The following is an 18,528-nucleotide window of genomic DNA, read 5'->3' as shown; positions in this document are numbered from 1 at the left end:
AAATCTCCACGATGGCGAGACACATCCTAAACGACCGCGCGACCGTTGTTTTCGATCTCGACGGAACGCTGGCCGACACGGCCGCCGACCTGATCGAGACCATGAACGTGCTGATGGTTCGGGAAGGCGTCGCCACCGTGCCTGTCGAACGCGCCCGGGACGTGGTGGGCGCCGGCGCGCGGGCGATGATTCAGCGTGGCTTCGCGCTGGGCGGGCGGGATCTCGCGACGGACAAGCTCGACAGGCTCTTCGTCGATTTTCTCGACCACTACGCCGAACATCTCGCCGTGAAGACGCGGCTGTTTCCGGGGGTGCTGGAGTCGCTGGATCGGCTCGAGGCGGCGGGGCACCGGCTCGCGGTGTGCACCAACAAGGTCGAGTTGCACTCGGTGGCGCTGCTGCGCGCGCTCGGCGTGGCCGACCGGTTCGCGGCCATTTGCGGGCGCGACAGCTTCGCGTACGCCAAGCCCGATCCCAGGCACCTGACTCTGACGGTGGAGCGCGCCGGCGGCGACCCGCGGCGCGCCATCATGGTGGGCGACTCACGCACCGACATCGACACCGCCCGGGCTGCGGGACTTCCCGCCGTGGCGGTGACGTTCGGATACACCGACACGCCGGTTTCGGAGTTGGGCCCGGACGTGATCATCGACCACTTCGACGCGCTTTTCGACGCGATCGCGGCGCTCGACCATGGGGTGACGAGCGCCGTCGCGTAAGGGGCTCGAGCCCCGGAAGCTGGGTCCGACCGCCGGGCCGGCGCTCAATGCGTCGCGTGTTCGCCTGCAGCCGGCGCGGGCGCAGGCTTGGCCCCGACAGCCTCGACCTTGAATTCAACCGGGATGCTGCCCGCCTTCTCGAAGGTCAGGACGGCTTTCACGGTTTCGCCGGCGGCGAGACCCTTCCCGAGCTTCATGAACATGACGTGGTAGCCGCCGGGCTTCAGCTCGACCTTGCCTCCCGGCGGGATCACGAGGCCGCCCTCGACCGGGCGCATCGTCATCACGCCGTCCTGATGGCTCATCTGGTGGACTTCCGCGCGAGGCGACGCGTCGCTGCTGATCGAGACCAGGCGATCGGGGGTCTGGCCGGTGTTCTCGATCGTCAGGTAGCCGCCGCCGACGGGAGCGCCGGCCGGCGTGGCGCGGGCCCAGGGGTGGCCGATCACGAGGTCGCCCAGCTTGTAGCCATGCGCGAAGGCGGGCGCGGCGACGATGCAGCCGGCGATGAACGCGGCTGCGAGAATGCGATAGCGGATCATGGATGCGAACTCCGGGGCGCGAGCGCCCACCTTTGGGAAGGATCGTCGAAACGGTTCAGCTGAAGCGCGTCGACGCCGGAGGAGCGCGAGGGTGGGATTGGGACGCGGGCGGGAAAGCGTCGCGCCGTGAGGGCGCGGATGGGGGGCCCGCAAAGGCCAGGGCGACGGCGCCGTCTGGCTGAATGGCCGCTGGAAGAGACCGCAGAGCGGGCGCCCAGCCCGCGTGGCAGGGGCCCGCGAGGCAGTGATCGTGGGCCGGGTCGGCCGGATGCGGCGAGCTCGTGTCGACAGGCGCAGAGAGGCACAGGAAGGCCTGCGCCCGCGTGGGATCAAGGCGTCCGCCCGCCCACGCCGAGACCAGGGCGCTGAGAACGAGGCCGTACGCGATGACGAGCACAGCCGCCACGCGGGCTGCGCTCTTGATCGCTCCGTCTCGACGCCTTGCGCTCACCACTGGTCCCCGATGCCCGCGCACTGCTGGTGAGCGGCCTGTACCATGTGACGGGCAACCGGCCAATCGGACAGCGGAGCGATACGGCGTCGTGATTGCCGCAGCGCAAAGATCAGCGCGACATTGCGGGGATCTCGGTATTTTCGACGGGCCGGAGCGGCCCGCCAAGGCCCGAGACACTGTGTCGGGCTCCCTCCGTTGCGAGGGGCAGCGCGGCCGGCTGCGAGCGGATTTTTCTAAGCTAGCGTCGCCGCTCCGGATGCAACTCCGGAGAAGATCGAACCGACAATTCTGCCGCCGATCAGGCTTCTTCGATCAGCGGAGCACGAGCTGCGAGCTCGAGCAGTATAGCCAAACAACCGAGCGCAAAAATGAGCACCCACATCGAACATCCCTCCCCAATGGCCCCACGGTCCTTTTCATCTCCGTGGGTGGCCTTTTTTGCTATTCGACCATACGCCATTATAAAGTCAACGAGGTTAACCGGCTTTGAACCGGCGAATTTGTGGATGTCGGGGATGCAGCCGAACGGAACCGTGATTGGCGTCACGACAGGTCTGCAACGCTCGCGCGCTTTGTTTTTACCTGAGAGTACGAGCGAAGGCGCATTTTGAATGGCTCGAGATTACCGCAAAGCATGCGCCCGGCTGTGGGTGGCCCTCGCGATTGCGAGCGGCCCGGCGGGAGATGCTTGGGCGGCCAACCCGCAGCGCGACCTCCTGAAGCGCCTCAACGGGCGCTGGACGGGAGGCGAGATCTACCTGCTGATCGATTTCGAGCGCATGCAGGGCAACATGGACAAGGAGCGCCCGTTTTCGCGGGCGCCCCTGCAGATCCGCAGCGTGGCCGGGAACATGGTCGTGTTCGCGATCGGCCCGGAGCAGCTCGTCGGCTATCTCGAGCGCGACAAGCTCAGCGTGAGCCGGCCGGGCTATCCGCCCGTGGAGCTACGCCGCCTTAAATAATAGCCGACGCGTCAGAGCGGCGCGCGCTTGGAGGCGCCGCGCGGCGAGCGCTTCGAACCGAAGCTGTTGAACATCCGCTTCAGCCCGCGCGTGTTGCCGACGGTGGGATTGGTGGCGCGCGGCGTTTCCGTGCGCATCGTGCTCTCGCCGCTGATGGCGGGGCCGGCCGGCGCGCGCCGCTGCGCCTGCGCGGCCAGCGGCGTCAGCGCTACGAGCGTGAATGTAAGGGCGATGGTCGCAAGGCTCTTGTTCTGCATCGTTTCTCTCCCGACGGGTGTGTGGAGATCAACAGTGCAGACGGCCGGTCTGTTCCGGAGGATGCGCGTGACCACCGGCCGGCGCGCAGGAAGCCAGCGGTTGCGGCGAAAGGCGGCAGCGTCGTCGCCTTCACGGCCGCGGTTGCTGGGCTGCGCGCCGCCATTGCTGGGTTCGGCCCAGCAGCGAAACGCCCTTGTAGGCATGGACCTGCAGTGAGCGGTTTCCCGCCGCGAGCACGGCGGTGAGTTGGTAGGTTTCGCCGGTATCCGGATCCAGGATGGAGCCGCCCTCGTAGCGCTCCTTGATGCGACGGAGACCCTCGACGACCGTCAGGCCAAGGAGCGGGGCGTCGTGCAGGGCGCCCGAACAGGCGGAGCAGACCGGATTCGGAGGCTCCCCCGGCGCCGGGAAGAGCTTCACGATCACGCCCTCGATGGCGCCGCCACGCTCCTTCAGGGCGATGAGGGCGCCGACGTCGCCATCCTCGTCGACCTGCTCCCACACGCCGACGATCGGGTCCGGGGGCGCGGCGCGAGTTGGGGCCGCCGAAAGCGCCGCGGCCAGCAGGCAGGCGCAGAACAACGCGCGGTGCAGGGTTCGAGCCGTATTTTGCAAAGGCGGGGTCCTTGGAGGGAGCTCGGCGGAAAGCGCGCGGACTAATTCGTGTGAGTCATGAGCCCAACGGCCACCAAGCTCGCAAAGCGATGCACCCGCGTAAACAGTATTCGCACCGACACAATGTTGGGAATTTGTATATAGACCCGCTGAACCGGAATACTCCGTGCTTTGATGGCGGCTCCAAATTTTGTTGTTCCGGGTGAAGCTGCGATCACACGTAAAGTAAATATGCCGTTCAATCAGCGAAGGAATTTCTAATCAACGCCGCGTGGCATGGGGATTGCCAAGTCGTCCCGTAACCCGATGGCCTGCTGCGCTGGATACTTCTGCGCCTTGGCCATCCCGGATTGGTCGACTGCTGAGAGACGCTCATGAACTTCGTACCCAAGCACCCCCGCACGGCCGTCAGCGGTGCGCTCTTCGACACCGCCGCCAAGGTCATCCCCGGCGGGGTGAACAGCACCGCGCGGGCCACCTGGTCGGGGTGGACGCCCTACCCGCTGTTTGTCGCGAAAGGCTCGGGATCTCAGCTCGAAGACGTCGATGGCAACGTCTACACCGACTACCTGCTGGGGCTCGGCCCGATGATCCTCGGCCACCGGCCGCCGGAGGTCACGCGGGCGGTGGTCGACTTCATTGAAACGCGCGGAACCGTGTTTGCGCTGCCGACCGCCGACGAGGCCACCCTGGCCGACAAGATCGTGGCGGCGGTTCCCTCCGTGGAGCAGGTGCGGCTGTGCAACACCGGCACCGAGGCGGTGCTCTACGCCACCCGGCTGGCGCGCGCCTTCACGGGGCGGCGCAAGATCGTGCGATTCGAGGGCATGTATCACGGGTTTTCCGACGGCGTGTACTGGAGCAAGCATCCCAGCATCGCGGCCGCCGGGCCGGATTCGAGCCCGCGTCCCGTCGCCCAAGGGCCCGGGTTGCCGGCAGGCGTCGAACAGAACCTCATCATACTCCCCTGGAACGATCCCGAGGTTCTGCGGGCGGTGTTGAAGACCCAGGGACACGAGATCGCGGCGGTGCTCACCGAACCGGTGATGTGCAACACGGGGTGCATCCTTCCCGAGCCCGGCTACCTCGAAGCCATGCGGGAGGCGACCCGCGAGGCCGGCGCGCTCCTGATCTTCGACGAGGTCATCACCGGCTTTCGGCTGGCGCTGGGGGGAGCACAGGAGCGCTTGCGCGTCACGCCGGACCTGTCCGTATTCGCCAAGGGGCTCGGCGGCGGGTTTCCGGTTGCCGCGCTGGGCGGTCGACGCGAGATCATGGCGCTCGTCAGCGACGGCCGGGTCTCCATGGCGGGCACCTACACGGCCAACGGCATCGCGGTCGCGGCCGCGAACGCGACGCTCGCCATTCTCGCGCGGCCCCGGTTCTACGGCGACCTCGACGCCGTGTCGGATCAACTGCGCCACGGCCTCCAGGCAGTGTTCGACGCCGCGGCCCTTCCGGCCCGGGTCGTCGGGATCGGTCCATTGATGCAGGTGTGGTTCACCACGCATGCGATCCGGAATTATCGCGACGCCGAGCGCTTCGCCGATCAGGGTCTCTTCGACCTGTGGTGGCGCGGCATGCTGGCTCGCGGCGTCCTGTTTCACCCGGGCGCCTACGAAAACCTGTTCGTCTCGTCCGCGCACACGACCGCGGACATCGAGGCGACGCTCGACGCGGCTCGCGACGTCGCCGCGGAGCTCAGCCGGCGCGTGTGAGGCTGCGCCGGCTCACCGGCCGACCGCGAAGGAAAACGTCAGCTCGGTTCCAATCGTGAACTGATCGCGCGACCCGAAGCGTCGCACGATCGGGCTCGCGGCTGCGTCGCGTACGAGGCGGTCGTAGCGGGCGTATGCCGTCGTGGTCCACGTATCGGACCACGCGTAGCTCAAGGCGGCCGCGAGCCCCAGCGACTTGACGCCCGGGCCGGGATCGAACGCCCGAACGCGCATGTTCGCGGCCGCCTCCGTGGGGAACACGCCGAAATTGGCGTCCATGTAGTCGGCGTCCGCGAACGACATCCGCGGCCCTCCCGACAACGTGAACCTCCCGAACTTCTCCACCCAGTCGACCGACAGGTCGCCGACGAAACCGTCAGCCCGGCCGCGGAACCCGTGCCGGATCTCGAGACGCGTCCGCAGCCGGTTCTGGATCGGCCAGACTTCGGCGAAGACGCCGGCCTCGACCGTCCAGGGCACGTCGCGCAGGCCATAAAGCCGCCGATCCGAGGCAAGGTAGCGTCCACCTCTGAGGTTCAGGACCGGGCCGATCGCCCAGCGGTCGCCGCTCAGAAGCGTGTAGTCGAACCCGTCGTCCGGAGCCGAGAAGCCCGCGGCCTCATCGGATCGCCGGATGCTGAACGAGGGCAGCGCATAGGGGCCGTACAAGGAGGCGCCATCGTAGCGCGGGGCGACTGCGGCCGAGACGCCCAGCGTGACGATCCACTCCGCCGCCGGCTGCGGACTTGTCACCGCGGGCGTATCAGCCGCCCAGGCAGGCGCGCTCATCATCCAGCAGGCGAGCAACGGCAGGAGGCGATGGTGACGCACGGGCATCTCGAAACGCACAGGTTATCAGGCGCTCGCGCAAAGGAGCGGTCGTCGGCATTCTAGTTCGTTACGCCTCGCGATCCGAGCACGGTTATTGGGAGTGACCTCCAAAATTTGGAGGTCCACCACGTGCCCTGCTGCAAATCCAATTAGTTTGTTCAGCAATAACAGCCACTTGCGGGTTTGGGTCAGTTGGCACGTGGGTTGCCATAGAGCCTGCATGGTCATTAACCAACCTTCCGCATCGGCCTGCCCCGGCGTCCGCGTGCTCTGCGATTTCGACGGCACCATCACGGCGCAAGACGTCACCGACCTGGTTCTGTCGGAACTTGCCGCCCCGGAATGGCTGCACGTCGAGGAGCTATGGCGCTCGGGCGCGATCGGCTCGGGCGAGTGCATGCGCCGGCAGGTCGCGCTGATGCGCGGCGGTTGGAGCGAGCTGGACGGTCTGCTCGACCGGGTCGACGTGGAGCCCGGCTTCGTCGCGTTCGCCCGAGGCTGCGCCCGCATGGGGCTTCGGCTGGAGATCGTCAGCGACGGGCTGGACTACGCCATCCGGCGCATCCTGGGCAGAAGCCGCCTTGACCTTCCCATCCGGGCCAACCGGCTGTTGCGCGGCGAGGACGGCGCGTGGTCGCTCGCGACGCCGTTCGCCGACGCCCGATGCCTGAATGGCGCGGCGCACTGCAAATGCTGGTCGGGCGGCTCGGCGCCGGTGCGCTACACGGTGGTGATCGGCGACGGGCGGTCGGACATTTGCGTGGCCAAGCGTGCGGACATCGTCTTCGCCAAGCAAGGCGCCGAGGGGCCGTCGCCGCTGCTGCGCCATTGCGGCGATCTCGGCCTGCCGCACGTCGCCTTCGCCAGCTTCGACGATCTCGGATGCGCCTTGGAAGCGCATCTCGCGCAGTTGCGGATGAGGGCGGCGTCGTGACCCGCGCGCAACTGGCCCGCCGCGCCGCGCCGGCGCCGACCGTGACGGTTCTGGACCTCGACGGGTCCGCGCTGGAGCAGGCGCCCGTATGCGCACGTCGGGACGCTGGACTGGCCGCGACGATCGACATGCGCGACCTGGGGCGAGCGCTGCGGCTGTGGGCTTGGCGGCCCGCCTTCGAAGCCTTCAAGGCGAGATTGCCTGCGCCCGGAGACGCGCCGGAGATCTTCCTGCTCGGCTCGGGCGATTACCACCACCTCACGGCGGCGTTGCTCGAGCGCCGCGGCGAGCCGCTCACGGTCGTGCACTTCGACAACCACCCCGACTGGGCCTGGACGTTTCCCCGCCGCCATTGCGGCTCGTGGGTGAATGCGGCCCTCGGCATGCCGCAGGTCGTTCGTGTGGTCACCATCGGCTGCTGCAGCGACGATCTCGAGAGGCCAGACCGGGCCGGCGCGAACATGCGCGCGCTCGCATCAGGGCGGCTCGAAATCCACCCCTGGCGTCGCTCGCCGACCCGCCTTCCGCATCAGGCGCCTCCGCTTCCCGGCCATAGGATCGAAGGCGGCCGTCTCGTCTGGCGCAACCTGGCCGAGGAAGACTGGGACGTCGCCATGGCCCGGATCATCGCGACGATCCCGACGGGATGCGTCTGGCTCACCATCGACAAGGACGTGCTCGGGCCCGAAGAGGCCGCCACGAACTGGGATCAGGGCTCGCTGCCGCTCGGCTTGCTGGAAAGCGCCATCACCCGACTGGCGAACGAGCGACGGATCGTCGGCGTCGACCTGTGCGGGGACTATTCACCGCCGCGCCATCTCCAGCCGATGAAGTGGGCCGAGGCGCTGCTCGATCAGCCGCGGCGTCCGCCCGCTTCCACGGCCATCAACGCCGTCGTCAACGCGCGGCTGCTCGACCTGCTGGAGCACGTGTTGTGAGCCCCATCCTCGCGCTTCTGCTGTGTCTGACGATCATCCTCGATGTGGCGGGCCAAACGGCGTTCAAGCTGGGGCTCGTCAGCGCCGAGGGACCGCTTTGGCGCAGGGTCGTCACCAGTCCGGCGACGCTCGCCGGCGTGGCCGCATACGGGGTCGAACTCCTGCTGTGGCTCGCGGTGCTCTCCATGGCGCCGCTCAGCGTGGCCTTTCCGGTGGCCGCGCTGGCCTATTGCGGGGTGCTGGCCACCAGCCGCCTCGTCCTGGGCGAGCGCGTCTCCGGCAGGCGCTGGCTTGGGGCCGCCATCATCACCTTGGGCGTCGCGCTGGTGTGCATCAGCGCCGGAACGGATTGACCACATGAACGACAACAGCTTCACCCTCGAGGGCGGGCCCACCGCCGTGCTGCTGATCCATGGGCTCACCGGCACACCCTCCGAAATGCGCGGCGTCGCCAAGGCGATCGCGCGGCGGGGCTACACGGTGCATGTCGTGCAGCTTGCGGGCCATTGCGGATCCGAGGACGACCTTCTGCGCACCGGCTGGCGCGACTGGAGCCGGAGCGTCGAGCGCGCGTTCGACCAGCTGCGCGAGCGCCATCAGACGGTGTTCGTCGGTGGGCTCTCGATGGGAGCGCTGCTGTCGCTCAATCTCGCGCACAACCGGCCCGGCGAGGTCGCCGGGTTGCTGCTGTACTCGACCACGCTGTTTTACGACGGCTGGGCGATCCCGCGCACGCGTGTTTTTCTGAAGCCGGCGCTTGCCTTGGGGTTCTCGCGGTGGATCCGCTTCGTCGAGAGCGCGCCCTACGGCATCAAGGACGACCGTCTGCGCGGGCGCCTGATGCGTTCCATGCAGCAGGGCGACAGCGCGGCTGCGGGGAACGCCGCCACCCCGGGCGGCAGCCTCGTGCAATTGCACCGGTTGATCGCGCGCGTGAAGAAGGCTTTGCCTTCCATCCGGACGCCCGCGCTGGTGGTCCACGCGCGCGAAGACGACATGACGAGCCTGCGCAACGCCGACTACCTGGCGAGCCGCCTGGGCGGCGACGTGGACAAGGTCATCCTGGATGACAGCTACCACATGGTGACGCTGGATCTGGACAAGGCCCGGCTGATCGACCACTCGGTGGAATTCCTGGGTCGCCATGCGCCGCAGCAAACCGTCCGGCAGAGCCCCATCCCGCTGCGTCGGGTGCAAGGCCGATGAGGCGCCCCTCCGCGACCACCACGATAGAACGGTCCATCGCGGCGGTCGCTCGCGAAGACTGGGACCGCTGCTTCCCGGGCGAAGCCGAGACCTGGGCCTTCTATCGCGCCGTGGAGGAGGCCGGGCCGCCGGGCTTCGACTGGCGATACGTCGTCCTGCGCGACCAGGGCGAGGTGCTGGCCGTGGTTCCGGCGTTTCTGACGCGCTACGAGCTGGACACCACCGTCCAGGGCGGGCTGAAACGCGTTACCCGCATGCTCAGCCGCGCGCTGCCTTGGCTGATGACGTTGCGGCTCGCGGCCCTGGGGTCACCGGTCGCGGAGCGCTGCCATATCGGCTTCGCGCCGACAGTTCAGCCCGAGCGCGAGCCGGAGTTGCTGGCGCTGATGCTGGACGCCTTCGAGGCCATGGCGGACGCCGAGGGGTGCGGGCTGATGGCCGTCAAGGACGCCGGCGAGCGCGCCATGCCGCTCTGGCGACGGGTTACGGACGAACGCGGCTACCAGCCGATCCCTGGCCTGCCCACCGGCATGCTGGACATGCCGGCCGGCGGCCTCGACGGATATCTGGCGACGCTGAGCCGCGCGACCCGCAAGGACCTTCGCCGCAAGATGCGCGTACGCGAAGACCTCCGGGTGGAACGGCGCCAATGCGTCGACGACGTGGTCGAGGCTGTCGGCGCGCTTTACGCCGAGACGGTCGCACATAGCGACCTGCAATTCGAGCACCTGCCGCCGAACTACTTCGCGGCGGTGCTGCGTCACATGCCCAACGCCACGATCGTACTGTATTGGGCCGGAGACGCGCTGGTCGCGTTCAACTTGTTGATCGAAACGCCGACCCACCTCGTCGACAAGTACATCGGCATGCACTACCCGGCGGTGCGCCGCTATAACCTCTATTATCTCAGCTGGATCGAGAACGTTGAATATTGCGCGAAGCGCGGCATTGCGACTTATCAAAGCGGACAGGCGTTCTATGCCTCCAAATTGAGGCTGGGTTGCCGGCTGTCGCCGAACTGGCTGCTGTTCCGGCACCGCAATCGCGTCATCAACGCCTGCCTTCGCGTGGTGGCGCGGATCGTGAGGCTCGACCGTTTCGATCCGGCCATCGCGAGCCTCATGGAGCGCCAGACATGACCCAGCGCATCGAGGCTGGCGGCCGTATGGCGACGATCCTGGCTGGCGTCGCCTGGACGTTTCTGGTGCTGTGCGAAACCCTCGCGCAGGTCGCCCTCAAGGCGGCCGGCTCGGCCATGGAGGGCGTTCCGCCGGAAGCCTGGCTTTGGGCCGCCGCGACCAATGGCTGGGCATGGATCGGCGTCATCGGCTATCTTGGGTCCTTCGCCGCCTGGATGACGATCCTGGATCGCATGCCGCTCAGCCTCGGCTTCCCGCTCACCTCGATCGTGTATGTCAGCGTGACGGCCGCATCGGCCGTGCTGTTTGGCGAGCATGTGGGCGCGCTCCGCTGGGCCGGCGTCGCCATCATCATCGCTGGCATCGTCCTGCTCGGCACGGAGGACGATTGAGGTGCGCAGCTTCGGGCGCTTTCGATCCATCCGGCTGAAGATGATCATCGCCTTCATGCTGGTCAGCGTCGCGCCCATGCTGGTCGCCACGGAGCTGGCCACCCAGCTCGTGGTCAACACCTTCGAGTCGAGCTTGCAGGTCTGGCTCTATGAAACGTCCCGCTTCTTCTTCGGCAATGTGCTGGACGAACGCCGGGAGGCGATCGGCATCGCCGACAGCATGATCGAACAGGGCAGCATCGATTCCGTCGCGGACGGCTCCGCCACGGCCCTGCCGTCCAGCGTCCAGAAGCTGATGGACGCACTCGGCTACGACGTCCTGGTGGTCTACGACGCCGACAAAAAGGCGATCTACGCCTCGCGCCAGGTTTCCGGCCTGGAGGAGGCCCCGATCGGCGCGGAGGCGACCCTCTACACGGTGCGGATCAACGGCAAGCCGATGCTGATGGCGGGGGCGCTGCGGCCGTTCGAACGCGGCGGAAACCGCATTTACCTGCTGGTCGGGATCTTCATCGACGAGAACTACATCGGCAACATCAACGCGCTGAAGTCCTTCGAAATGCGGCTGTACTACCGCCAGGGGGACAGCCTGGTGCAGTTCTATTCGTCGGCTCTCGGCGCACAGGTCGACAGGCCCTTGCGGCCGGCGGTGGCCGAGGCGCTCGTGAAGGGCGAGCCCTATGTGTTCAGGCGCGCGGCCGAGGGCGGCCATTTCATGGGCGTCTACACGCCCTTGCTCGACAGCAAGCAGCAGTTGCTGGGCGTGATCTTCTGCGGGCTTCGGTCCGACATCGGCATCGCCGGCTGGGTGAACCGGACCAACATCTTCGTCGCCATCTTCATCGTCGGCTCGGCGCTGGCTGTGCTGGGCGCCCTCGTTTTGTCACGCCAGCTCGTGCGCCCGCTGCTGAAGCTGGCGAACGGCGTGCGCGCCGTTTCGGCCGGCGATTTCGAGCAGCAGGTCACGGTGGCGGGCCGCGACGAGGTCGCGGAGCTGTCGGACGCGTTCAACAAGATGACGCGCGAGCTCTCGCGCCTACGCGACGTCGAGGCGCGGTTGCGCCGCCAGGAGCGCCTGTCGACGCTGGGCGAGGTCGCGGCCGGGCTCGCGCATGAAGTGCGCAATCCGCTCGGCATCATCAAGACCACGGCCGAGCTCCTGCAGCGCTCGACGAGCCTGAACGAGGCGGAGGTTCGCCGCCTCGGCTATGTGGTTGAGGAAGTGCGCCGCATCGATGCGCTCATCCGCGACTTCCTGTCCTTCGCCAAGACGCCCCAGGCCGCCGTTCTGCTGAAGCCGGCCGACGTCGTCGAGCGCGCGATCGCGTTCGTGCAGCAGGAGGCCGAGCGCCGCGGAGTGGCGATCTCGTTGATCGACGACGCGCCCGACGCTGTGGTGCGCGGCGACCCGGGGCAGATCTACGACGCCGTGCTGAACCTCGTCCTCAACGCCCTGGACGCGCTTTCGGGCGGCGGCAAGCTCTCGATCCGCCAGAGCCAGGATAGCGCCTCGGTGAGGCTGGTGTTCACCGACAACGGCCCCGGCGTGCCGGCCGACATCACGCCGCGACTGTTCGACCCCTTCGTCACGTCGAAAGCCACCGGAACGGGGCTGGGCCTCGCCAAGGTCTTCGCCGTGATGGAGACGCATGGCGGAGCCGTCGCCTACAAGGGCGGCCCCACAGGCGCGGTGTTCGAGCTGAATTTTCCCACCGCAACCGAACATGAAGCGGCGCCCGCATGACCCACTCCATCCTCATCGTCGATGACGAGCCGAAGCTTCTCGACGTGTTGGCGGGAATGCTGGAGCAGATGGGCTACCGCGCCCTGACGGCCTCGAGCGGGGCGGCGGCGCTGCAGACGCTGGACCGCGATCCTGTCGACCTGGTGCTGTGCGACCTGCGCATGCCCGGGATGGGCGGGCGCGAGCTCCTCGCCGAAATGTCGCGGCGCGGCCACAAGATCCCGCTCGTGATCATGACGGCCTATAGCAGCGTGCGCGACGCCGTCGCGGTGATCAAGGAAGGCGCGTTCGACTACATCGACAAGCCCATCGAACTGGACGACCTGACGGCGACGCTCTCCAACGCGCTCCGCCTGCAGGACGCCCTGCGCGACAACGCCCGCTTGCGCGAGGAACTGGAGGGGCGGCATCGGTTCGACACCCTGGTCGGCGTGTCGCCCGCCTTCCAGACGGTTCTCCGATCTATCAGCGAAGTCTGCGCCGCCAAGACCACCGTCCTGCTGACGGGCGAGAGCGGCACCGGCAAGGAAGTCGTGGCGCGCGCCATCCACTTCAACAGTCCGCGCAGCGCCGGCCCGTTCGTGGCCGTCAACTGCGCGGCGGTTCCCGAGGCGTTGCTGGAAAGCGAGTTCTTCGGCCACGTGAAGGGCAGCTTCACGGGCGCGGTCGCGAACCGGGTCGGCCGCTTCGGGCAGGCGGACAACGGGACGCTGTTTCTGGACGAAATCGGCGACATGCCGCTCGCCCTGCAGGCCAAGATTCTGCGGGTATTGCAGGACCACGTCTACGAGCCTGTCGGATCAACCCTGAGCAAGACCACCGACGTGCGCATCATCGCGGCGACGAACCGCGATCTCGAGAAGATGGTGGCCGCGGGCCAATTCCGAGGCGATCTCTTCTACCGCCTGAACGTCTTCGCCATTCCGCTGCCGGCGCTGCGCGATCGGCGGGAGGACATCCCTCTGTTTCTCGACCGCTTCGTCGCCGAGTTCGGCCCGGCGCTCGGGAAAAAGGGGCTCAGCTTCTCGCCGGACGCCGTCCGCGCGTTGTGCGCCTATCCCTGGCCGGGCAACATCCGCGAGCTGCAGAACTGCGTCGAGCGATCGGTGCTTTCGGCGAGGCGCGACGTGATCGAGGCGTCGGATCTGCCGCCCTATATCGGGCAAACCCAGGGCCCCAGCGGCTCGCGCGGCGACATCGTCTTTCCGATGGACCTCGACGACGAATGCGCCCGGTTCGAGCGCCAGCGCATCATCGCCGCCCTGAAGCAGACCAACGGCGTGCAGGTCCGCGCGGCCGAGATCCTGGGCATCACCGAACGCAGCCTTTGGCATCGCGTCAAGAAGCTCGGCATCAGCGTCACCCGCGCGGTGGCGGGAGACTGACGCCGGCGCGCCTCCGCCGTCGAATTCGGCTTGGACCCCCGCCATGGAAACCATCCTCGCATCCGCGCTTCGCAAATCCATACGCTCCGGCGCCCTTACCGTGACCTTCGCGTCGGGACGCAGCGAGCGTTTTGGCGATGGTTCGGGGCCAGCGGTCGCTTTTCGCTTCGCGGACGCGGGGGCGCAATGGGCCTTCCTGATTGATCCCGATCTGCGCTTCGGCGAACTCTACATGTCCGAACGGCTCGTTCTGGAAGAGGGGTCGATCCGGGACCTTCTGGGCGTAATCTACGCCAACGCGGAATCCGGCTCGCCCCCATTGTTGATGCGGGCGGTCGACTCCGCTCGCTTTCGGCTGCGCCGCCTGGCGCGGAACAACGTTCGCCGGCGCTCCCGCAGCAACGTCGCCCATCACTACGACCTCGACGCACGGCTCTTTCGCCTCTTCCTCGATGACGATCTGCAATACAGCTGCGCCTATTTTCCCCATCCTTCCGCCACCCTCGAGGAGGCGCAGGCCGAAAAGAAGCGCCGCATCGTCGCCAAGCTCGATCTCGGCCCCGGCATGCGCGTGCTCGACATCGGCTCAGGTTGGGGAGGCTTGGCCCTGGCGCTGGCGCAGGACGCCAAAAAGCCGGATGTGCTCGGCGTCACCCTGTCCAGCGAGCAACTAGCTGTCGCGCGAGCGCGCGCTGCGCAACTCGGCCTCGGCGACCGGGCGCAGTTTCGGCTGGAAGACTATCGCGATTTGAAGGAGCGCTTCGACCGCATCACGTCGGTCGGCATGTTCGAGCATGTCGGCGTCGGGTTCTACGGAGTGTTCTTTCGGCAGGTCGCCGAGCTGTTGGCGCCAGACGGCGTGATGCTGCTGCACACCATCGGCTCGTCGGATGCTCCGGGCTTCGTCACGCCCTGGCTCGACAAGTACATCTTTCCGGGCGGCGACATTCCTTCACTATCCGAGATCATTCCGCACATCGAGAAAGCCGGACTGGTCGTCACCGATGTCGAGGTTCTGCGCAAGCACTACGCGTTGACGCTGCGGGAATGGGCCAGACGCTTCCAGGCTCGACGCGCCGACGCGGCGGCGCTGTACGACGAACGGTTTTGCCGCATGTGGGAATTCTATCTCGCGGCGGCCGAGTGCGCCTTCCTGTACGAAGGGCTGGTGGTCTTCCAGATCCAGATCGCCAAGACGGCGGGATCGTTGCCGCTGACGCGTGATTACATGAAGCCGTCTTGAGCTCGCAGGCGCAGGGCCCCGCGATGACGGGCTAGCGCGACGTCGGGACCATCTGGTCGGGGACCTTGGCCGCATGCGCCAGCGAAGGATGAGCCGGGACGCGGAAGGGGGAAACCGGCGAGGTCTCGTCGATGCTGAAGCATAATCGAGGCGCGTACAGCGCGGCTCCGTTGCCGGCTATCGCAAGTTCAGGACCGGCCAGGCCGCCAGCCAGGCCGCCGCGAGGGAGAGCGCGATGCCGGGCGCCACGCGGGCCACGAAGGCCCGCTCCCCGGTCCCCACGGCCATGATGGTCTTTGCGAACGCGTTGGTGGTCATGGCGGCGAGGACAGGCAGGACCGTGTCGACGGGCGCCAAGCCGCCCGACGCCGCCAGTGAGGCCACGGACAGCGCGGCCGAATGGGTATCGATTAGGCCGCCGATGGCTGCTCCGACAACCATTCCGGTTTCCCCGAACCGAGCCTTCAGCCAAGCCGACGCCACTATCATCAGGGCGAGCGTGGACGCGAGAAGCAGCGCAACGCTCACGCTGAAGGCGCGGCCGCCAGCTGGCGCTTCGACGTCCTGCGAGGTCACGGCCCGCAAGGTGAAGATGGCGCCATAGCCGAGCGCCACGGCGCCCCCGGCCAGGAGCGGCAGCGCCATGGCGTCGAGCGTCGGGCGGCTCGCGACGGCCAGCAGCAGCATAAGCTGCGCGAAGGTGGCGACCGTCGAAAGGGAGGCGCCCGCGACGGCCGCGCCGAGGGTCTTGGGATTCCGGGCGGCAAGACCGCCCATGGACCCGATCGTCGCGGTGCTGGACACGAAACCGGATGCGAAGCCCGCCAAAGGCAGCCCATAACGCGGCCCGATCACACGGGTCAGGATGTGTCCGCAAGCCGCGATCGCAAGGACCAGGATGACGAAAAGCCACAGCGCGTGAGGGTTGAGCGCTTCGTAGGGCCCCATTGGCCGATCCGGGAGCTGGGGCCAGACCACCACGGTCGCAATCGCGAAGATGAGGCCGTCCTTCACCTCGGCGTCAGTGAGGGACCCTTTGACGAAGCCATGCACCGGGCGTTTGGCGGCGAGCACGACCGCCGTCGTGACGCCCAGCACCCCGGCCAGGACCGTGTCGCTCATCGCAAGGGCGCCGATGAGCGGCGTGACCAGGAGGGCGATTTCGGTGGTCAGCCCGGGATCGTCGCCGCGGTCCCGCGCATAGGCAAGCGCTGTCAGGACGGCCACGGCGGCGAGCGCCGTGAACAGGATCAAGTGACCGCCCACGTGGACGGCCACCGCGCCGAGCAGGGCGGCGATGGCGAATGTCCGCAGGCCTGCGGCGCCACGCAATGGGCCCTCGCCTTTCGAGCGCTCGCGCTCGACCCCGATCAGCAGGCCCAGGGCAAGCGCCACCGTGAAGTTGAGCCAGAGGCCGGACATGTCGTGCTCCTTCCGAGGCGCGTAATAAACGCTGACGGACAGGAGCTGTCGTTGGGCCAAGTCAGGGGTCAGGTCCGTTTGCAAGCGATTTCGCCCGGCCTTGACATATCTCGTCCGCCCGCGAGGCGGGGGCTGCTACATTCGTGGCTGTGCCGGCTGGGCGTCAGGTTTGCGTGGCCCGAGCACCGACGAGAGGGGGCGCCAATGCGAGCCGTGCACCGCGAGAATCATCTGATCGAGCGCATCGGCTGGCTGCGGGCCGCCGTGCTCGGAGCCAATGACGGCATCATTTCCACCGCGAGCCTGATGGTTGGCGTGGCCAACGCCTCGAGTACGCCGAACGAGGTTCTCGTCGCCGGCGTCGCCGGGCTCGTGGCGGGCGCCATGTCGATGGCGGCCGGCGAGTATGTCTCGGTCAGCTCCCAGTCCGACACGGAGGAAGCCGACCTCGCCAAGGAGCGCCAAGAGCTGGCGGAGCAGCCGGAAGCCGAGCTTCAGGAGCTGACGCAGATCTACGTGAACCGGGGTGTCGAGCCGGCGCTGGCGAAGCAAGTGGCCGAGCAGATGACCGCCAAGGACGCCTTCGCGGCGCACGCCCGTGACGAGTTGGGGCTCTCGGCGCACATCGTGGCGCAGCCTGTCCAGGCGGCGCTGACGTCTGCCGCGATGTTCGCCATCGGCGCAGCGATGCCGCTGGCCATCGCCTTCATGGCGCCGGCCGGCAAAACAGTGTGGATGGTCTCGGTTGGCTCCCTCGCATGCCTGGCCTTGCTCGGCGCAGCCGGGGCCAAGGCGGGCGGCGCTGGGATCCTCAAGCCGACAGTCCGGGTCACGTTCTGGGGCGCCTTCGCGATGGCGGCCACCGCCGCGATCGGCATGCTCGTCGGACACGCCGTCTGAGCACCTGAGCTGAGCGCCTGCCTGCTGGCTTAGGAATGGTGGGCGCGACAGGGATTGAACCTGTGACCCCTCCCGTGTGAAGGGAGTGCTCTCCCGCTGAGCTACGCGCCCGTCCGTGGCGGGCCATGAGGCCGGCGACCGAACGTGGCAGGCTTCTAGGCAGCCGCGGGCGGCAAGTCAAGCGTGCGGATGGCGTGGCGACGCGCTGAGCGGGGGTAAGCCGATTCGTTCACCATGGCGGAGAGAGGGCGCGTCGGGCTGGAAACCAAGATGCGCTTTGTGTGTTTCGACACAGCGGGCCTGCCCCGTTTGCGCCTAGAAAGGACCGCAGTTGTGGCGCGCCCGACACGTTGGTGAATGAAACACCAATCCGTGATGAAACTCCCGGGTAGGTTGTTGAATTCCTTTAACGAGTATGGGTAACGCTCAAGGTCCGCGGCCCGTCCGCAATTTGTCAATTCTGAGACCGAAATCGAGGCAACACAAATGCGCCGTATAGCTATCGCGTTGGCTGGCGTGACCGCAGGACTGCTCCTGTCTGGCGCGGCCCAGGCCTACCAGATCGACCCCCTCACCCGCCAGCCGCTGGTGGAAGCCTACCCGGAGGCCGCCAAGCCCCAGGCGACCGCCGTTCCGCGCGAGATCGTCAGCTATGACGGCAAGTACAAGCCCGGCACGGTCGTGGTCTCGACCACCGAGCGCCGCATGTACTACGTGCTCGGCGACGGCAAGGCCGTGCGCTACGGCGTCGGCGTCGGCCGTCCCGGCTTCGACTGGGCCGGCGTGAAGACCGTCACGATGAAGCGCGAGTGGCCGGATTGGCGTCCGCCGTCCGAGATGCTGCGCCGCCGCCCCGACCTGCCGAAATACATGCCGGGCGGCCCCGAGAACCCGCTTGGCGCGCGCGCCATGTATCTGGGCACGTCGCTCTACCGCATCCACGGCTCCAACGAGCCGGAGACGATCGGCCAGGCCGTGTCGTCGGGCTGCATCCGCATGGTCAACGAGGACGTGATCGACCTCTACGAGCGCGTAAAGGTCGGCGCGCAGGTCATCGTCCAGCGCTGAACCGCCCTCCCCTGTCTGAGAAAGGCCGGCATGATCGCCGGCCTTTTTCGTTGCAGGC

General features: G+C 67.5%; 19 protein-coding genes and 1 tRNA gene. 14 read left to right on the top strand and 6 right to left on the bottom strand.

The window, feature by feature from the left end; translation table 11 throughout:
• Nucleotides 1–11: 11 nt before the first annotated feature.
• Nucleotides 12–719 (top strand): phosphoglycolate phosphatase, encoded by a 708-nt coding sequence (gene gph / locus AC1DSZ_RS15730; RefSeq protein WP_476839288.1) that lies wholly within the window; start codon nucleotides 12–14, stop codon nucleotides 717–719.
• A 44-nt stretch (nucleotides 720–763) separates the two neighbouring features.
• On the opposite strand, the gene AC1DSZ_RS15725 is transcribed toward gph, so the two are convergent.
• Complete coding sequence (locus tag AC1DSZ_RS15725; protein ID WP_476839287.1) at nucleotides 764–1,261, bottom strand: copper chaperone PCu(A)C; 498 nt, start codon at nucleotides 1,259–1,261, stop codon at nucleotides 764–766.
• A 1,065-nt stretch (nucleotides 1,262–2,326) separates the two neighbouring features.
• Between AC1DSZ_RS15725 and AC1DSZ_RS15720 the strand changes: the two genes are divergently transcribed.
• Nucleotides 2,327–2,677 carry a hypothetical protein gene (locus AC1DSZ_RS15720; protein WP_476839286.1) on the top strand — a complete coding sequence of 117 codons (351 nt, stop codon included), beginning with the start codon at nucleotides 2,327–2,329 and terminating at the stop codon, nucleotides 2,675–2,677.
• A gap of 11 nt (nucleotides 2,678–2,688) precedes the next feature.
• On the opposite strand, the gene AC1DSZ_RS15715 is transcribed toward AC1DSZ_RS15720, so the two are convergent.
• On the bottom strand, nucleotides 2,689–2,934 hold the full coding sequence (locus tag AC1DSZ_RS15715) for a hypothetical protein (RefSeq protein ID WP_476839285.1): 246 nt from the start codon (nucleotides 2,932–2,934) through the stop codon (nucleotides 2,689–2,691).
• 130 nt (nucleotides 2,935–3,064) lie between these two features.
• The gene (locus AC1DSZ_RS15710) at nucleotides 3,065–3,550 is read right to left on the bottom strand and encodes a DUF2147 domain-containing protein (protein WP_476839284.1); all 486 of its coding nucleotides are present in this window, start codon (nucleotides 3,548–3,550) and stop codon (nucleotides 3,065–3,067) included.
• Nucleotides 3,551–3,924: 374 nt separating this feature from the next.
• On the opposite strand from AC1DSZ_RS15710, the gene AC1DSZ_RS15705 reads away from it, so the two are divergent.
• The gene (locus tag AC1DSZ_RS15705; protein WP_476839283.1) at nucleotides 3,925–5,268 is read left to right on the top strand and encodes an aspartate aminotransferase family protein; all 1,344 of its coding nucleotides are present in this window, start codon (nucleotides 3,925–3,927) and stop codon (nucleotides 5,266–5,268) included.
• A 12-nt stretch (nucleotides 5,269–5,280) separates the two neighbouring features.
• Here the strand turns inward: AC1DSZ_RS15705 and AC1DSZ_RS15700 are convergent, their stop codons facing one another.
• On the bottom strand, nucleotides 5,281–6,099 hold the full coding sequence (locus AC1DSZ_RS15700) for a MipA/OmpV family protein (protein ID WP_476839282.1): 819 nt from the start codon (nucleotides 6,097–6,099) through the stop codon (nucleotides 5,281–5,283).
• 154 nt (nucleotides 6,100–6,253) lie between these two features.
• Between AC1DSZ_RS15700 and AC1DSZ_RS15695 the strand changes: the two genes are divergently transcribed.
• From AC1DSZ_RS15695 to AC1DSZ_RS15655, 9 genes are read left to right on the top strand one after another with little or no spacing between them, the layout of a single operon-like run.
• Nucleotides 6,254–7,033 carry an HAD-IB family phosphatase gene (locus AC1DSZ_RS15695; protein ID WP_476839281.1) on the top strand — a complete coding sequence of 260 codons (780 nt, stop codon included), beginning with the start codon at nucleotides 6,254–6,256 and terminating at the stop codon, nucleotides 7,031–7,033.
• Nucleotides 7,030–7,971 carry an arginase family protein gene (locus AC1DSZ_RS15690; RefSeq protein WP_476839280.1) on the top strand — a complete coding sequence of 314 codons (942 nt, stop codon included), beginning with the start codon at nucleotides 7,030–7,032 and terminating at the stop codon, nucleotides 7,969–7,971. The genes AC1DSZ_RS15695 and AC1DSZ_RS15690 overlap by 4 nt, the downstream gene beginning before the upstream one ends.
• Nucleotides 7,968–8,324 carry a hypothetical protein gene (locus AC1DSZ_RS15685; protein ID WP_476839279.1) on the top strand — a complete coding sequence of 119 codons (357 nt, stop codon included), beginning with the start codon at nucleotides 7,968–7,970 and terminating at the stop codon, nucleotides 8,322–8,324. The genes AC1DSZ_RS15690 and AC1DSZ_RS15685 overlap by 4 nt, the downstream gene beginning before the upstream one ends.
• Before the next feature lie 4 nt (nucleotides 8,325–8,328).
• Nucleotides 8,329–9,177: an alpha/beta hydrolase gene (locus AC1DSZ_RS15680; RefSeq protein WP_476839278.1), complete on the top strand. Its 849-nt coding sequence runs from the start codon at nucleotides 8,329–8,331 to the stop codon at nucleotides 9,175–9,177.
• On the top strand, nucleotides 9,174–10,316 hold the full coding sequence (locus AC1DSZ_RS15675; protein ID WP_476839277.1) for a GNAT family N-acetyltransferase: 1,143 nt from the start codon (nucleotides 9,174–9,176) through the stop codon (nucleotides 10,314–10,316). The genes AC1DSZ_RS15680 and AC1DSZ_RS15675 overlap by 4 nt, the downstream gene beginning before the upstream one ends.
• Nucleotides 10,313–10,708, top strand: coding sequence for a DMT family transporter (locus AC1DSZ_RS15670; RefSeq protein ID WP_476839276.1), 396 nt, complete (start codon nucleotides 10,313–10,315; stop codon nucleotides 10,706–10,708). Before AC1DSZ_RS15675 ends, AC1DSZ_RS15670 begins: the two co-directional genes overlap by 4 nt.
• Nucleotide 10,709: 1 nt before the next feature.
• Nucleotides 10,710–12,452, top strand: a complete 1,743-nt coding sequence (locus AC1DSZ_RS15665) for a sensor histidine kinase (protein WP_476839275.1) — start codon at nucleotides 10,710–10,712, stop codon at nucleotides 12,450–12,452.
• The gene (locus tag AC1DSZ_RS15660) at nucleotides 12,449–13,837 is read left to right on the top strand and encodes a sigma-54-dependent transcriptional regulator (RefSeq protein WP_476839274.1); all 1,389 of its coding nucleotides are present in this window, start codon (nucleotides 12,449–12,451) and stop codon (nucleotides 13,835–13,837) included. The genes AC1DSZ_RS15665 and AC1DSZ_RS15660 overlap by 4 nt, the downstream gene beginning before the upstream one ends.
• A 43-nt stretch (nucleotides 13,838–13,880) precedes the next feature.
• The gene (locus tag AC1DSZ_RS15655) at nucleotides 13,881–15,080 is read left to right on the top strand and encodes a class I SAM-dependent methyltransferase (protein WP_476839273.1); all 1,200 of its coding nucleotides are present in this window, start codon (nucleotides 13,881–13,883) and stop codon (nucleotides 15,078–15,080) included.
• A gap of 177 nt (nucleotides 15,081–15,257) precedes the next feature.
• Here AC1DSZ_RS15655 and AC1DSZ_RS15650 read toward each other — a convergent pair whose 3' ends face one another.
• Nucleotides 15,258–16,502, bottom strand: coding sequence for an MgtC/SapB family protein (locus tag AC1DSZ_RS15650; RefSeq protein WP_476839272.1), 1,245 nt, complete (start codon nucleotides 16,500–16,502; stop codon nucleotides 15,258–15,260).
• Between the two features lie 204 nt (nucleotides 16,503–16,706).
• Between AC1DSZ_RS15650 and AC1DSZ_RS15645 the strand changes: the two genes are divergently transcribed.
• A complete protein-coding gene (locus AC1DSZ_RS15645) occupies nucleotides 16,707–17,402 on the top strand; it encodes a VIT1/CCC1 transporter family protein (protein ID WP_476839271.1) in 696 nt (231 codons plus the stop codon).
• Between the two features lie 36 nt (nucleotides 17,403–17,438).
• Here AC1DSZ_RS15645 and AC1DSZ_RS15640 read toward each other — a convergent pair.
• Nucleotides 17,439–17,513 (bottom strand) — tRNA-Val (locus tag AC1DSZ_RS15640).
• Between the two features lie 375 nt (nucleotides 17,514–17,888).
• On the opposite strand from AC1DSZ_RS15640, the gene AC1DSZ_RS15635 reads away from it, so the two are divergent.
• A complete protein-coding gene (locus AC1DSZ_RS15635; RefSeq protein WP_476839270.1) occupies nucleotides 17,889–18,470 on the top strand; it encodes a L,D-transpeptidase in 582 nt (193 codons plus the stop codon).
• The last annotated feature ends 58 nt before the right edge of the window (nucleotides 18,471–18,528 follow it).

The sequence above is a fragment of the Alsobacter sp. P4_H11 genome (assembly GCF_056400925.1).
This window is presented reverse-complemented; position numbering and strand designations above follow the sequence as displayed.

Excerpts from the sequence above, each read along its gene's own strand:
- AC1DSZ_RS15635 (WP_476839270.1), top strand. The coding sequence starts at position 17,889 with ATGCGCCGTATAGCTATCGCGTTGGCTGGCGTGACCGCAGGACTGCTC.
- AC1DSZ_RS15720 (WP_476839286.1), top strand. The coding sequence starts at position 2,327 with ATGGCTCGAGATTACCGCAAAGCATGCGCCCGGCTGTGGGTGGCCCTC.
- AC1DSZ_RS15650 (WP_476839272.1), bottom strand. The coding sequence starts at position 16,502 with ATGTCCGGCCTCTGGCTCAACTTCACGGTGGCGCTTGCCCTGGGCCTG.
- AC1DSZ_RS15680 (WP_476839278.1), top strand. The coding sequence starts at position 8,329 with ATGAACGACAACAGCTTCACCCTCGAGGGCGGGCCCACCGCCGTGCTG.
- AC1DSZ_RS15705 (WP_476839283.1), top strand. The coding sequence starts at position 3,925 with ATGAACTTCGTACCCAAGCACCCCCGCACGGCCGTCAGCGGTGCGCTC.
- AC1DSZ_RS15675 (WP_476839277.1), top strand. The coding sequence starts at position 9,174 with ATGAGGCGCCCCTCCGCGACCACCACGATAGAACGGTCCATCGCGGCG.
- AC1DSZ_RS15655 (WP_476839273.1), top strand. The coding sequence starts at position 13,881 with ATGGAAACCATCCTCGCATCCGCGCTTCGCAAATCCATACGCTCCGGC.
- gph (WP_476839288.1), top strand. The coding sequence starts at position 12 with ATGGCGAGACACATCCTAAACGACCGCGCGACCGTTGTTTTCGATCTC.
- AC1DSZ_RS15725 (WP_476839287.1), bottom strand. The coding sequence starts at position 1,261 with ATGATCCGCTATCGCATTCTCGCAGCCGCGTTCATCGCCGGCTGCATC.
- AC1DSZ_RS15715 (WP_476839285.1), bottom strand. The coding sequence starts at position 2,934 with ATGCAGAACAAGAGCCTTGCGACCATCGCCCTTACATTCACGCTCGTA.
- AC1DSZ_RS15645 (WP_476839271.1), top strand. The coding sequence starts at position 16,707 with ATGCGAGCCGTGCACCGCGAGAATCATCTGATCGAGCGCATCGGCTGG.
- AC1DSZ_RS15670 (WP_476839276.1), top strand. The coding sequence starts at position 10,313 with ATGACCCAGCGCATCGAGGCTGGCGGCCGTATGGCGACGATCCTGGCT.
- AC1DSZ_RS15660 (WP_476839274.1), top strand. The coding sequence starts at position 12,449 with ATGACCCACTCCATCCTCATCGTCGATGACGAGCCGAAGCTTCTCGAC.